This window comes from Streptomyces sp. NPDC079141 (assembly GCF_040686775.1).
In the GTDB taxonomy this organism is placed as follows: Bacteria; Actinomycetota; Actinomycetes; order Streptomycetales; family Streptomycetaceae; genus Streptomyces.
In genome coordinates this window covers 25219-40205 of sequence record NZ_JBFBLP010000018.1, presented here as the reverse complement: position 1 = coordinate 40205, position 14987 = coordinate 25219, and the positions used below count along the sequence as shown (strand labels likewise).

The window sequence follows — 14987 nt, the reverse complement described above, 5'->3', positions numbered from 1 at the left end:
ATGTAAGCTTCCGCGCGGTTCGATAACCGCTGGGTTATCGACGGGGGGTTGGGGGGCCGGTGGAGCTGCGGGACATCGAGATATTTCTGGTGCTGGCGGAGGAGCTGCATTTCGGCCGGACGGCACAGCGGCTGCACGTCTCCCAGGCACGGGTCAGTCAGGCCATCAAGAAGCAGGAGCGGCGCATCGGTGCCGAGCTGTTCGCCCGCACCAGTCGCTCGGTGTTCCTGACCGAGGTCGGCCGGCAGTTGCGTGACGATCTGCAGCCGGTGTACGCGGGCCTGCACGAATCACTGGAGCGTGCCCGGCTGGCGGCCAACGGGATCACCGCGCAGCTACGCGTCACCACGATGCCCTTCAACGTGGTCGATCTGCATCCCTACTGGAAGACGTTCCGCGCGCGGTACCCACAATGGGAACTGCAGATCCGTCTTGCGACCTTCAACGACGTGTTCGGCCAGCTCCGTTCCGGCGCCACGGACGTCCTTGTCGCTTGGCTGCCGGTGGAAGAGCCGGACTTCACCGTCGGTCCGTCGTTGTGCACCGACACCAGGATCCTTGCCGTGGCCGCCGACCACCCATTCGCGCAACGGGATTCCGTGCCGATCGAGTTGCTCGCCGAGTTCCCGCACGCCATGGCCCCCGACCTGCGGCCGCCGGACTACTGGGAGGACAGCTACCTGCCCTTCTACACCCCAGGAGGCCGGAAGATCGAGCGCATCGGGGTCGGGGACAACGCCGACGAGCTGATCAGCCACGTCGGCATGGGCGACATCATCCACACCTTCCCCGGTCATGTCACCAGGTACTGGGGCATGTCGAACATCCGATGGCTTCCCCTCCCCGACATGGCCAGCCTGCACTTCGCTCTGGTCTGGCGGACCGAAGCAGAGAACGACCTCATCCGCGCTCTGGCCGACACGGTGCGCGATCTCGGCGTCTTCCACTTCTGACGCACCATGCGGCGCGGAACTCCGCTTCGGAACCGGTTCGTGCAACGGCCGCCGACCTCCCGGCCTGAACGGCGGGGGCTTCGGGTGCCACGGGAGCCACGGCTGCCCGGAGCCCCCGCCGTCGTCATGAGCAGATCTTGCCGTCCTCGGGCACCGTGCCCTGCAGCAGGTACGCGTTCACCGCGGAGTCGACGCAGTCGCTTCCGCTCCCGTAGGCGCCGTGGCCCTCGCCCTTCCAGGTGAGTACCACTCCGACGTCCTTGCCCAGTTCGTCGGCCATCTTCCGGGCGCCCTCGACCGGTGTCGCCGGGTCGCCGGTGTTGCCCACGACGAGGATCGGGGCGGCACCCGGCGCGCTCACCTCCGGGGTGTCGAACTGCCCGGCCACCGGCCACTCGTGGCACCAGCCGGCCGTGTCCCAGCCCAGGAACCTGCCGAAGACGGGGGAGATCTTCTCGAACTCGGGCAGCCGCTTCTTCGTCTCCTCGGCGGTCGGCCGCTGCTTGGCGTCCAAGCACGATATGACGCGCTGCGAGTGGGTGGTCGTGCCGTAGTGGCCCGACGGGTCACGGTCGTTGTAGCCGTCGGCGAGCGTCAGCAGCTCCGAACCGTCGCCTTCCTCGGCCGACTCCAGCGCGCTGGTCAGGGTCGGCCAGCTGGACTTGCTGTAGAGAGGCAGCACGATGCCGGTGAGGGCCAGTGTCTCCGTCAGCTTCCGCCCGGACGACGTCGGCAGCGGGTTGGCGTCGATGCGGTCCAGCAGGTCGGCGATCTCCCGTGAGCCCTCTGCGGGGTCCTGCCCGGTGGACTTCAGGTAGTTGTTCAGGGCGCGCTGGAAGCCCCTGGACTGGTTCTCGGCGTGCTCCACGATGCCCGCTTCGGGGTCGACGACCGCGTCGAGGATGAGCCGTCCGACGTTCTTCGGGAACAGGTTGGCGTAGACGCCGCCGAGTTCGGTGCCGTAGGAGATGCCGAAGTAGTGCATCTTCGCGTCGCCGAGAACCTGCCGCATGAGGTCCATGTCGCGGGCGGTGTCGGTGGTCGACACGTGTGCCATCAGCTTCCCGGCGGACTCCTGGCAGCCCTGGCCGAAGTCGGCGGCGTCCCGCAGGTACGCCGCCTCCTCGGCGGAGGTGTCCGGTGTGGCGTCCACGGTCTCCGCGGCCTGGATCTCCTTGTCGCTGCGGCAGCGCACGCCCTCGCTGGCGGCGACCCCGCGCGGGTCCCAGCTCACCAGGTCGTAGCGCTCGTGCAGGGTGCCGACGGTGGAGGCGTAGTACGGCATCATCGAGATGCCCGAGCCGCCGGGGCCGCCGAAGTTGAACAGCAGCGAGCCGATCCGGTCGTCCCCGCGGGCCTTGGCGCGGATCAGGGCGAGCCCGATCGTCTCGCCCTCCGGCGCGGCCCAGTCCAGCGGCACCTTGAGCGTCGCGCACTGCCAGTCGCCGCCCGGGGCGGGGGAGTCGTCGGTGGCCTTGCACTCGCCCCAGTCGAGCTTCTGCGAGGTCAGGGAGGAGGGCAGCGTGGATGACGCGGGACCGGAGGCGTCGGCCGACGCACTCGCGCTGGTCTCCGAGCCGCCCTTGCCGTCGCCGTCCTGGCCGTCGTCGGACGAGCCGCCGCTGCAGCCCCCCACCAGGAGCGCGGTGGCGGCCGTCAGAGCCGCCCACCGTACGAAACGCGCCATGTGCACTTCCCCCCTCGCAGGCCGTCCGCTTCGTCCCGCGGATGGCGGTCAGGCCATAGTAGGCGGATCACGCGACAGCCGTTCCACCCTGTGGATAACTCTCTGACCTGCGACTTTATGGGGAACTTAGGGGTGATGTCAGGAGCAGACGGTCCCGGCCGCGGGCACCTTCCCCGCCAGCAGGTAGCCGTCCACCGCGCCCTGCACGCACTTGTTCTTGCTGTCGTAGGCGCCGTGGCCCTGACCCTTGTACGTCAGCTCCACGCCCACGCCGTCGCCCAGCGCCTGCACCATCTTGCGCGCCCCCTCGTACGGCGTGGCCGGGTCGCCGGTGTTGCCCACGACGAGGATCGGCGCCGATCCGGGCGCGCTGACGTCCGGGTGGTCGCCGGCGCCCGCCACGGCCCAGTCGGTGCAGCTGACCATGGACCAGGCCAGGAAGTCGCCGAACAGCTCGGAGGCGGCCCGGAACTCCGGCAGTTTCTGCTGCACGAACTCGGCGGTGTAGCGCGGCTTGTCGTCGGCGCAGTTGATGGAGACGTTGGCCGCGGTGATGTTGCTGTACTCGCCGTTCTCGCTGCGCCCGTTCATGGAGTCGGACAGCAGCAGCAGGATCCTTCCGTCACCGTCGTACGCCCGGTCCAGGCCCTCGGTCAGGATCTCCCAGAAGTCCTGCGAGTACAGCGCCTGGGCGATGCCGTTGGTCGCGGCGGTCTGGGTCAGTTCGCGCGGGAAGATGCCCGGCAGCGGCTTGCTGTCGAGGTCCGACAGCAGCTTGGCGATCCGGTCCTTGACGTCCTGTGCGCTGTCGCCGATCGGGCAGTCCTCGACCTTCGAGGTGCAGTCCTCGGCGTAGTTGTCGAGCGCCAGCTGAAAGCCCTTCGCCTGCCCGAGCGAGCCCTGCTCCGCGGTCTGCGTGGGGTCGACGACCGCGTCGAAGACGGCACGTCCCACGTTCTTGGGGAACAGATGGGCGTAGACGCCGCCGAGTTCGGTGCCGTAGGAGATGCCGAAGTAGTGCAGCTTGTCGTCGCCGAGGACCTGGCGCATCAGGTCCATGTCGCGGGCCGCGTCGGTGGTGCGCACATGCGGCAGCATCTTCTGGGAGTTCTTCTCGCAGGCCCCGTTGAACTCCTTCGTGTTGTCCAGCAGTTCGGTGCGCTCAGTGGCGTCGTCGGGCGTCGCGTCCTGCTGGAAGTAGGCGTCGAGCTGCTGGTCGTTCTCGCACAGCACAGGAGCGCTGCGGCCGACCCCGCGCGGGTCGAAGCTCACCAGGTCGTAGCGGGTGCGCAGCTTCGCGTAGTCCTCGCCGAAGGCGGGCAGCGTGGTGACGCCCGAGCCGCCGGGCCCACCGAAGTTGAACACGAGCGAGCCGATGCGCTTGCTCTCGTCGCCGCTCGTCTCGGCCCGGATCAGGGCGAGGTCGATCGTGTCCCCTTCGGGGTCGTCCCAGTCGAGGGGCGCCTTCATGGTGGCGCACTGCCACTCGTCGCCGTTGGGCAGCGGCGAGGGAGCGTCACCGCCGCCCTCCGCCTGGGACGGCGCCGGACAGTCCTTCCAGCTCAGCTTCTGGGCCGTCAGATCCTCGTCCTTGGAGTCGGCGTCGTCACTGCACCCCGCCAGCACGGAGGACAGCAGCACGGCGGTGGCGGTCAAGACTGCGGCGCGCAGGCGGGAGGGGTTCGGCATGATCCCATCCTGCGGTCGCGCACGGCGGGACGCTCGGGGCACGGGCCGTACGAGGTACGACCCGGCCCGGGTCGTACTAGAGCGCGCCCTTGCGTGTCAGGTGGTTGAAGGCCAGCCAGCCTGGCAGGACGGGCAGCCACAGGGTCAGCAGCCGGAACAGCAGCACCGACGGGGCGGCGACCTCGCTGGGCAGGCCTACGGCGATCAGACCGACCGTCAGGGTCGCCTCGACCGCGCCGACACCGCCCGGGGTCGGGGCCGCGGAACCGAGCGCGTTGCCCGCCAGGAACACGACGGCGACGCTGGCGATGCTGATCGACGTGTCGGGGTCGCCGAACGCGCGGATCGACGCGTCCAGGCACATCACGAAGCACGCCGTCAGCAGCAGCATGCCGCCGATGCCGGTGATCAGCTTCTGGGGGCGCTGCAGCACGTCGAGCATGCGCGGCACGACGCCCGCGAACAGCGACCTCACGCGCGTGACGAGGAATTTCCGCAGGAACGGCACCGAGGTCACCACGAGGACGAGCACCGCGACCGTCAGCAGGCCCGCGATGACCGTCCGGGACGGCGACAGCGAGGGTGTCTTCTCCGTGCCGGTCAGGTAGCCGAAGGCCAGCAGCATCAGGATGTGGCAGCCGAGGCCGAACAGCTGGGACGCGCCGACGCTCGCCACCGCGAGCCCCGGGCGCACGCCCGCGCGTTGCAGGAACCGCGTGTTGAGGGCCACGCCGCCCACCGCGGCCGGCGCGACGATCTTCACGAAGGAGCCGGCGACCTGCGCCGCCACGGTGCGCAGGAACGGCACCCGCTCCGGCACGAACCCCAGCAGAGCCATCGCCGCGGCGAAGTAGCTGGCCGCCGAGAACAGCACGGCCGCTGCCACCCAGCCCCACTCGGCATTGGCGACGAGCGGCCCGAACTCGATGTGGGTGAGCTGCGTCAGCAGGAAGTACGCGCCGATGGCGCCGGCGATGAAGCTGATCAGCGTGCGCGGCCGCACCCGTTCCAGGCGGGCCGGCTCGACCGGCGCCTGCGGCCTGATCCGCAGCACCTCGTGCCGAATCTGCGTGAGCAGGTCGTCCTCGCGCGCCCCGTCCAGCGCCTCGTCGATGGCCCGCTTCTCGGCCCGCGCCTGCGCGCGTACGGCCTTCTTGCCGGGCTTTTCGAGGAGTACGGGCTTGGTGACGTCCTCCGCCGCGCTCTCGGCGCGGGCCTGCTTGGCCAGCCGGGAGGCCTCCAGCACCGCCTCGCGTTCGCGTTCCGCCCGCTCCCGGGCCAGTCTGCGCAGCGTCGCGCGCGTGGAGCGCGTCAACGCGATGGGCTGGAGCATCGGCAGACAGTCGGCGACGGTGTCGGGGCCGAGGACGCCGACCGCGGAGGCCACGGCGCGTTCGGCGCCCACCCGGAGGCCGAGTGTCGTCACCAGCTGCGCGATGTCCATGCGCAGCAGCAGCTCCCCGGCCGCGATCTCACCGCCGCGCAGATCGGTGAGGATCACCCTGCCGGAACGATCCACCAGAATCGCGTCACCCGCGAGCCTGCGGTGGGCGATGCGCCGGGACTGCAGCGCCCGCACCTGGTGCCAGGTGTTGTGCAGCAGCTCGTCGGTGATCTCCTCGTCCGCGAGCGAGTCCAGTGTGCGGCCGCCGCTGTGCTCGTAGACCAGCATCACGGCGTCCGGGCCGAGCTCGGAGGTGGCGATCAGCTTGGGCGCGTTGGCGCCGGCCGCGATGGCCGCGTAGGCGAGCAGCGCCTCCTGTTCCAGGGCCTGGCGCAGGGACTGGAGGCTGCGCCGGGTGGCGAAGCCGCGGAGCGTCAGATTGCGCCACACGCGGTAGAAGAAGCCCTGCGCCTGCTGCTCGCGGTCCACGACCGTGACGTCCAGCGGCGGGCCGTCCTCCAGGGTGACGAAGTAGCGCCGGCCGCGATCGCCGGTGTCCGTGTGGTCCGGGGTCTCCTCCCGGGCCGCGCTCACCGGGTGGAAGCCGACGGTCCGCAGGCCCGCCATCAGCGTCCGCCCGGTCGGACGGACATTGGGGGAGCCGACGGCGTAGAGCGTGCCGTAGGCGACCGTCCAGCCGATCAGGACCGTCAGGATGATCGAGAAGGGGGTGGTGTACCCGGTGACGAGCATCGAGAAGGCGTCGAGCAGCAGCACGATCCATAGCACCGCGCGCCAGCGCGGACGGCGGGACATGCCGACGGCCGTCATGTAGGCGATGACGGGGGCCAGATAGCCGTGCACCGGGTCCGTGAGGGCGTTGATGTCGCCGGGGGAGGGCTGGGTGAGCGCCTCCTGGATGGAGTCGGGAGCGGCCTTGGCGACCCACAGGTCGGTGGCGAGCGTCACTCCGTGCGCAAGGACGGCGGCCAGGACGCCGTCGGCGATGCGCAGTCCGTCGCGCTTGATCAGCCGTTCGATGGCGAAGGCGACGGGGACCAGCAGGATCGCGATGCTGGAGGCCAGGCCGGCGATCTTGATGAGCAGGTCGGGTGCCTGGCCGGTGCCCTTGTTGATGTCCTGCTCGAGGCCGGAGGTCGTGCCGTGCGCGAACGCGGCGATCGCCAGCAGTACGACGACGGCCAGCACGCCCACCAGGAGGCGCATCAGGTCGGACGGGCGGTGCACGCGCGCGGGGAGCAGCGGTTCGTCGCCCTCCACCTCGTCGGTGTGCAGCTCGTCGGGATCGGGCGCGGTACTGCGTCCGGCATCCACCGCGTCCGTGACCTCCGTGCCGTCGGCGCCCGTGGCGCCTTCCGGGCGCGACGAAGCCTCAGAGGTGCTCTCCGCATCCTCGGGGTGCACACCCTGCTGCTTCATCGTCTCTTCTTGATCTCGTATCAACGGTCACCGCCCGCACGATGGTGGCATGCCCCACCGACGCGCGGGGGCGTCAGGGTGCACATGCGGGGGCGCACAGTCTGCCGGAAGCGCCGCTCCGGGGCGAGGGCCACGCAGGGTCACGAGCCCGTCACATTGTCGGTGGGGTGCGGCAGGATGGGGCGGATGAGCGAGGAGAGCCTTCCGGAGGACGCCCGCCCGGAGTACGCGGACGCGCTGCCGGAGTACGCCGAGCGGGTCCTTGAGGTCGCCGAACTGATCCCGCCGGGGCGCGTCATGACGTACGGGGACGTCGCCGAATGGCTGGGGGAGGGCGGCCCGCGACAGGTCGGCCGGGTGATGGCGCTGTACGGGGGAGCCGTTCCGTGGTGGCGTGTCGTCCGCGCGGACGGCGTGCTGCTCCCCGGGCACGAACTGCGTGCTCTTGGTCACTACCGCGCCGAGGCCACGCCTCTGAAGGAGGCGAGCCGAGCGGCCGAGGGGCATCTGCCGCGCCTCGACATGAGGCGGGCTCGATGGGACGGCGAAGGGCGCGCGGAAGGTCACACCTGACAGCTTCCGCCATCGCACGGGCCTCGGTGGGGCCTGTGATCCGTACGGGGGAACAGGGGCACGTCCGTGGCATGACGTACGTTCGTGAGGCGAGGGACGCATGTTCCACGAGAGCCCCGAGGGATGAACCGGAAGTCCTGCTTCCGCCCGGTCCGTCGGCGTAGCGTCGGCTGCACGTGTCCCCGTCACCCCGCCGTCACCGCCCTCCACGCGCGGTGGCCAGTCAACCAGCACACCCTCCAGGACCGGCGAACCACGTGAGCTCCTCTTCCTCCACCGGACGCCTGCCGCACCCCCAGGTGCGGCAGGGGAGTCGTGGCGCTTACCGACTGGTCCGTACCCCGCCGGCCCGCATGGATCCCCCTCGTCTGGACGCCGCACAGCGCTCCGTGGTTGACCACGGCAGCGGGCCGCTGCTCGTTCTCGCAGGTCCGGGCACCGGAAAGACCACCACACTGGTCGAGTCCGTGGCGCAGCGGATCGCCCGCGGAGTGGACCCCGCGCGCGTGCTGGTGCTGACGTTCAGCCGCAAGGCGGCCGTCGAACTGCGCGACCGCATGGCACTGCGCATAGGGGCGGCACGCGCGCCCCAGGCGACCACCTTCCACTCGTTCTGCTACGCCCTGGTCCGTGCCCACCAGGACAGCGACCTGTTCGTGGAACCACTGCGGCTGCTCTCGGGCCCCGAGCAGGACGTGGCCGTACGCGAACTCCTCGCCGGTCAGCCGGACCTGGAGCGGCTCGGCCTCGCGCACGTGCGCTGGCCCGACGAACTGCGCGCCTGCCTGACGACCCGCGGCTTCGCCGACGAGGTCCGCGCGGTCCTCGCCCGCAGCCGCGAACTGGGCCTGGACCCCGCTGCCCTGGACGCCTTCGCCCGTCGGATCGGCCGACCCGACTGGCGGGCCGCGGCCGCCTTCCTCGCCGAGTACCTCGACGTCCTCGACCTCCAGGGCGTGCTCGACTACGCCGAACTGGTCCACCGCGCGGTCCTCCTCGCCCGTCGCCCCGAGGTCGCCCGACAGCTCGCCGCCCAGTACGACGTCATCCTCGTCGACGAGTACCAGGACACCGACCCCGCCCAGGTACGGCTGCTGCACACGCTCGCCGGCGGGGGCCGCACCCTCGTCGCCTTCGGCGACCCCGACCAGTCGATCTACGCGTTCCGGGGAGCCGACGTGAACGGCATCCTGGAGTTCCCGCGCGAATTCCCGCGCGCGGACGGCCGTCCCGCCCCTGTCGCGGTCCTGCGGACGTCCCGCCGCTCCGGTGCCGCGCTGCTCGCCGCGACCCGGCTGCTCACCCAGCGGATGCCGCTGACCCGTCTGCCCGCAGACAAGGTCCGCGCCCACCGGGAGCTCACGCCCGTCCGCGAGGGGGGCCGCGTCGAGGTGTACACGTACCCCACGCCCGGCACGGAGCTGGACAACATCGCCGACATCCTGCGCAGGGCACACCTGGAGGACGGTGTCCCCTGGCGCGAGATGGCCGTCCTCGTACGCGCCGGCTCCCGCACGATCCCCACGGTCCGCCGCGCCCTCACGGCAGCCGGCGTCCCCCTGGACATCGACGGCGACGACCTGCCGCTGCGGCACGAACCGGCGGTGGCACCGCTGCTGACGGCGCTGCGAGCCGTGGCTACGGCGGAGGCGGGGGGAGGCGATGCGGCGGACGCCGCCGCCGTCGAGGACGAGCCGTCCCTCGCCGCCGAACCGGACGCACCCCCCTGCTGGCTCGACACCGAAACCGCCTTCACCCTCCTCGCCTCCCCCCTCGCGGGCATGGACGCCGCCGACCTGCGCCGCCTCGGCCGTGCCCTGCGCGACGAGGAACGGGCCGCCGGCGTCGCCCTGCCGCCGCCCTCGGACGAACTGCTCGCACGCGCGCTGGCCGAGCCGGAGCGGCTGGTCGCGCACGACCCCACGTACGCGCGTGGCGCCCAGCGGCTCGGTGCGCTGCTGCGCAAGGCCCGTGAGCGCCTCGCGGGCGGCGGCACGGCCGAGGAGGCGCTGTGGGACCTGTGGGAGGGCACACCGTGGCCCACGCGCCTGGAGCGCGCCGCCCGGCGCGGCGGCGCGGCGGGCCGCAACGCGGACCGTGACCTGGACGCCGTCTGCGCGCTGTTCGCGACCGCGGCCCGCGCCGAGGAGCGCACCGGTGGCCGCGGCGCCCTGAACTTCCTGGAGGAGATCGAGGCCGAGGACATCGCCGCCGACACCCTCACCCGGCGTGCCGTGCGCCCCGACGCGGTCCGCCTGATGACCGCGCACCGCTCAAAGGGCCTGGAGTGGCGCCTCGTCGTCGTCGCGGGCACTCAGGAGGGCCTGTGGCCCGACCTGCGCCGACGCGGCTCCCTCCTGGAGGCCGACCGGATCGGCCGCGACGGACTCGCCGAACCACTCACGCCTGGAGCTCTGCTCGCCGAGGAGCGCCGTCTGTTCTACGTCGCCGCCACGCGCGCGCGTGAACGCCTCGTCGTGACCGCCGTGAAGGCCCCCGCGGACGACGGCGACCAGCCCTCCCGGTTCCTGGCCGAACTCGGCGTCGAACCGAAGGACGTCACGGGACGGCCGCGGCGCCCCCTGTCGGTCGCGGCGCTCGTCGCCGAGCTGCGCGCCACCACGGTCGACCCGCGCGTGTCCGATGCCCTGAGGGAGGCCGCCGCCCGCCGCCTGGCCCGGCTCGCCGCACTCGCCGACGAGGAAGGCCGCCCCCTGGTCCCCTCCGCCCACCCCTACCGCTGGTGGGGCATGTTCGAGCCGACCGAGAGCAAGGTGCCGCTGCGCGACCGCGACCAGCCCGTCGTGCTCTCCGGCAGCGCACTCGACCAGCTCGCCAACACCTGCGCCCTCCAGTGGTTCCTGGGCCGCGAGGTGAAGGCCGACGCGCCCGCGACCGTCGCCCAGGGCTTCGGCAACGTCGTGCACGTCCTCGCCGACGAGGTCGCCTCCGGGCACACCCCGGCCGACCTCGCCGTCCTCATGGAGCGCCTCGACTCCGTGTGGAACGCGCTCGCCTTCGACGCGCCGTGGAAGTCGGCGCAGGAGAAGGAGAACGCGCGCGCGGCGCTCGAACGCTTCCTGAAGTGGCACGTCACCGACCGCACCGGCCGCACCCCGGTCGCCAGCGAGCACGACTTCGACGTCACCCTCGAAGCGGGCGACTACGAGGTGCGCATCCGCGGCCAGATGGACCGCGTCGAGGCGGACGGCGAGGGACGCGCCTACGTCGTCGACTTCAAGACCGGCAAGCAGGCACCGAGCGCCGCGGAGGTGGCCCGGCACCCGCAGCTCGCCGTGTATCAGCTCGCCGTCCGTGAGGGCGCCGTCGACGAGGCCTTCGACGGGCTGCGCCCGGAGCCCGGCGGTGCCGAACTGGTCCAGCTGCGCCAGGGCGCCGCCAAGCGGGACGGCGGTGAGACCCTGCCCAAGGTGCAGGCCCAGGAGCCCCTCGAAGGCGAGTGGGTCGGCGACCTGCTGGCCACCGCCGCAGGCAAGGTCCTCGACGAGCGCTTCACGCCGACGGCCGGTCAGCACTGCGCGCACTGCTCCTTCCGAGCGTCGTGCAGCGCGCGGCCCGAGGGGCGTCACGTCGTCGAGTGACGCACGGCACCACCCGTGCTGACCAGCGCTTCTTCCAACTCGACAGCCGATTCGGCATCCGCTGTCAGTGCCCGCCGCTAGCCTCTCTGAGGTGCCGCCACGTATCACCGATCCCGATCAGCTCAAGGAGCTCCTCGGCATCCCGTTCACCCCGGAGCAGACGGACTGCATCACCGCGCCGCCCGCCCCGCAGGTGATCGTGGCCGGAGCCGGATCGGGCAAGACCACGGTGATGGCCGCGCGCGTGGTCTGGCTGGTCGGCACCGGCCAGGTCGCCCCCGAGCAGGTCCTCGGCCTGACCTTCACCAACAAGGCCGCCGGTGAACTCGCCGAGCGCGTCCGCAAGGCGCTGATCAAGGCGGGCGTCACCGACCCCGACGTCATCGACCCGGACAACCCGCCGGGCGAGCCGGTGATCTCCACCTACCACGCCTTCGCGGGCCGACTCCTGACCGACCACGGCCTGCGCATCGGGCTGGAACCGACGGCACGCCTGCTCGCCGACGCCACCCGCTACCAGCTCGCCGCGCGCGTGCTGCGCGAGGCCCCGGGCCCGTACCCGGCGCTGACCCGCACGTTCGCCGACCTGGTCAGCGACCTCCTCGCGCTCGACGCCGAGCTCGCCGAACACCTCGTACGTCCCGAGGCCCTGCGGGCGTACGACGCGCAACTCCTGCTCACCCTCCAGGGCGCCAAGCTCACCAACGCCGATCTGCGCAAGGTGCCCGAGACGGCCGCCGCACGCCGCGAACTGGCCGACCTGGTGGTCCGCTACCGGGCCGCCAAACGTGACCGCGACCTGCTCGACTTCGGCGACCAGATCGCCCTGTCCGCGCAGCTCGCCCGGATCCCCGAGGTGGGACGCGTCCTGCGCGACGAGTTCCGCGTGGTCCTCCTCGACGAGTACCAGGACACCTCGGTGGCCCAGCGCATTCTGCTGGCGGGCCTGTTCGGCGGTGGCACGGGCCACCCGGTGACCGCCGTCGGCGACCCCTGCCAGGCGATCTACGGCTGGCGCGGCGCCTCCGTCGCCAACCTCGACGACTTCCCCGAGCACTTCGCCCACGCCGACGGCAGCCCCGCCACCCGGCAGGCCCTCAGCGAGAACCGCCGCAGCGGCGGCCGCCTCCTCGACCTCGCCAACGGCCTCGCGGAGCCCCTGCGCGCCATGCACGCGGGCGTGGAGGCCCTCCGCCCGGCGCCCGGCGCCGAACATGACGGCACCGTCCGCTGCGCCCTGCTGCGCACCCACGCCGAGGAGATCGACTGGGTCGCCGACTCGATCGCCCACCTGGTGAACACCGGGAAGGCGCCCGGCGAGATCGCCGTCCTGTGCCGTACGGCCACCGACTTCGCCGAGATCCAGGGCGCGCTGGTGGCCCGGGACATCCCGGTCGAGGTGGTCGGCCTGTCCGGGCTGCTGCACCTGCCGGAGATCGCCGACCTCGTCGCCGTGTGCGAGGTCCTCCAGGACCCCGGCGCCAACGCCTCCCTGGTCCGCGTCCTGACCGGCCCGCGCTGGCGCATCGGCCCGCGCGACCTCGCCCTCCTGGGGCGCCGCGCCCGCCTGCTCGTGTCCCACGCGCGCGTGGACGGCGACGACGACCCGGACCGCCGGCTCGCCGAGGCGGTCGAGGGGGTCGACCCCGCCGAGGTGATATCGCTGGCGGACGCCCTCGACACGTTCCTGGAGACCCCGCTCGACGGCGCCGGGGACGACGACGGGCTGCCCTTCTCGTCGGACGCGCGCGTGCGGTTCGCGCGCCTGGCCGCCGAACTGCGCGACCTGCGCCGCTCCCTGTCCGACCCCCTGATGGACGTCCTGCACCGCGTCCTCGCCGTCACCGGCCTGGAGGTCGAACTGTCGGCGTCCCCGCATGCCCTGGCCGCCCGTCGCCGCGAGACTCTGTCGAACTTCCTGGACGTCGCCGCCTCGTTCGCCGCCGGCGACGGCGAGGCGACCCTGCTGGCCTTCCTGGGCTTCCTGCGTACGGCCGCCCAGTACGAGAAGGGCCTCGACAACGCCCTCCCCGGCGGCGAGAACACCGTGAAGGTCCTCACCGCCCACAAGTCCAAGGGCCTGGAGTGGGACGTCGTCGCCGTTCCCGGGCTGGTCACCGGCACCTTCCCCAGCAGCCAGGGCCGCGAGAAGTGGACCTCCCAGGGCAAGGTGCTGCCGCACGAACTGCGCGGCGACACCGACACCCTGCCCGACGTCGCGGCCTGGGACTCGCGGGGCCTGAAGGCCTTCCACGAGGCCATGAAGGACCACCAGCACACCGAGGAACTCCGCCTCGGCTATGTCACCTTCACCCGCCCGCGCTCCCTGCTCCTCGGCTCGGGCCACTGGTGGGGCCCCAGCCAGAAGAAGCCGCGTGGCCCCTCCGGCTTCCTCCAGGCCCTGCACGACCACTGCGCGGCCGGGCACGGCGAGATCGAGGCCTGGGCGGACGAGCCCGCCGAGGACGAGGAGAACCCGGCCCTCCACGCGGCGACCGTCGACCAGGTCTGGCCCCTGCCCCTGGATGACGCGGCGCTGACGCGACGCCGGGCAGCCGCCGAGACGGTCCTCGCCCACCTGGAGGGCCTCGCCTCCCACGAGGACGGCCACCCCGCCGCCACCCACGACCCGGACCGCTACGACGACCCGGACTGGCCCCCACCGCCGGACGACGACGAAGCCCGCCACGACGCTCCCGACGAGGATCCCTTCGCGGACGACGTGCCCCTCGACGACCCGTTCGACCACCCCTTCGAGGACGACCGGGCGGACGACCAGGCCGACTGGGACTCATGGACCACGGACCGTCCGACCGTCCCGCACCAGGCGGCACCGCCCGAGCCGGACGCCCCACGCGCCCACCCCTCGGAGCCAGAGCCGCAACCCGAGCTCACCCGCCGCCCCAGCACCTCCCACCACACCCGCCTCACCCCGGAGGAGGCCCGCACCATCGCCTCCTGGGACCGCGACCTGGACGCGCTCACCGGCGAGCTCCTGCGCGCCCGCGCAGGCGTCACCGACGTACCCCTGCCCGCCTCCCTGACGGCGTCCCAGCTGATGCGCCTCGCCGACGACCCGGACGGCCTGGCCCAGGAGCTGGCGCGCCCCATGCCCCGCCCGCCGCAGCCCGCCGCCCGCCAGGGCACCCGATTCCACGCCTGGGTCGAGGCCCGCTTCGAAGAGCTCACCCTGCCCATGCTGGAGCCGGAGGAACTGCCCGGCAGCGAGGCCGAGATCGCCGACGAACGCGACCTGGAGGCCCTCAAGGACGCCTTCGAACGCACGACCTACGCCCAGCGCACCCCGTACCGCGTGGAAGCCCCCTTCCAGCTCGCGATCGCCGGCCGCGTCGTGCGGGGCCGCATCGACGCCGTCTACAAGGAAGGCGACGGCGAGACGGCGACGTACGAGATCGTCGACTGGAAGACCAGCCGCACCCGCAGCGCCGACCCGCTCCAGCTGGCCGTGTACCGGCTTGCCTGGGCAGAGCAGCAGAACGTGCCCCTGGAGTCGGTCACCGCCGCGTTCCTGTACGTGCGCAGCGGTGAGGTCGTGCGGCCGGAGGACCTCCCGGACCGTGCCGCACTGGAGCGGCTGCTCACCGGGGAGCCGCAGTGTGACGAACCGCCCAACAAGGATGTCGGTGCGGGCCGATAGG

The 14987-nt window shown here is 72.1% G+C and carries 7 protein-coding genes; 4 read left to right on the top strand and 3 right to left on the bottom strand.

Annotated elements, in window-relative coordinates:
* Positions 1-59: 59 nt before the first annotated feature.
* Positions 60-953 carry a LysR family transcriptional regulator gene (locus AB0Q90_RS34725; protein WP_363161783.1) on the top strand — a complete coding sequence of 298 codons (894 nt, stop codon included), beginning with the start codon at positions 60-62 and terminating at the stop codon, positions 951-953.
* A gap of 124 nt (positions 954-1077) precedes the next feature.
* Here the strand turns inward: AB0Q90_RS34725 and AB0Q90_RS34720 are convergent, their stop codons facing one another.
* The 3 genes from AB0Q90_RS34720 to AB0Q90_RS34710 all read right to left on the bottom strand — a co-directional run bounded on the left by AB0Q90_RS34720 (position 1078) and on the right by AB0Q90_RS34710 (position 7153).
* Positions 1078-2640: an alpha/beta hydrolase gene (locus tag AB0Q90_RS34720; protein ID WP_363161782.1), complete on the bottom strand. Its 1563-nt coding sequence runs from the start codon at positions 2638-2640 to the stop codon at positions 1078-1080.
* Between the two features lie 138 nt (positions 2641-2778).
* Positions 2779-4329, bottom strand: a complete 1551-nt coding sequence (locus AB0Q90_RS34715; protein WP_363161781.1) for an alpha/beta fold hydrolase — start codon at positions 4327-4329, stop codon at positions 2779-2781.
* A 76-nt stretch (positions 4330-4405) separates the two neighbouring features.
* Positions 4406-7153, bottom strand: a complete 2748-nt coding sequence (locus tag AB0Q90_RS34710; protein WP_363161780.1) for a lysylphosphatidylglycerol synthase transmembrane domain-containing protein — start codon at positions 7151-7153, stop codon at positions 4406-4408.
* A 186-nt stretch (positions 7154-7339) separates the two neighbouring features.
* On the opposite strand from AB0Q90_RS34710, the gene AB0Q90_RS34705 reads away from it, so the two are divergent.
* From AB0Q90_RS34705 to AB0Q90_RS34695, 3 genes are all read left to right on the top strand, one after another.
* The gene (locus AB0Q90_RS34705; RefSeq protein ID WP_363161779.1) at positions 7340-7726 is read left to right on the top strand and encodes an MGMT family protein; all 387 of its coding nucleotides are present in this window, start codon (positions 7340-7342) and stop codon (positions 7724-7726) included.
* Between the two features lie 257 nt (positions 7727-7983).
* Positions 7984-11328, top strand: a complete 3345-nt coding sequence (locus tag AB0Q90_RS34700) for an ATP-dependent DNA helicase (RefSeq protein ID WP_363161778.1) — start codon at positions 7984-7986, stop codon at positions 11326-11328.
* 91 nt (positions 11329-11419) lie between these two features.
* A complete protein-coding gene (locus AB0Q90_RS34695) occupies positions 11420-14986 on the top strand; it encodes an ATP-dependent DNA helicase (RefSeq protein WP_363161777.1) in 3567 nt (1188 codons plus the stop codon).
* Position 14987: the final 1 nt, after the last annotated feature.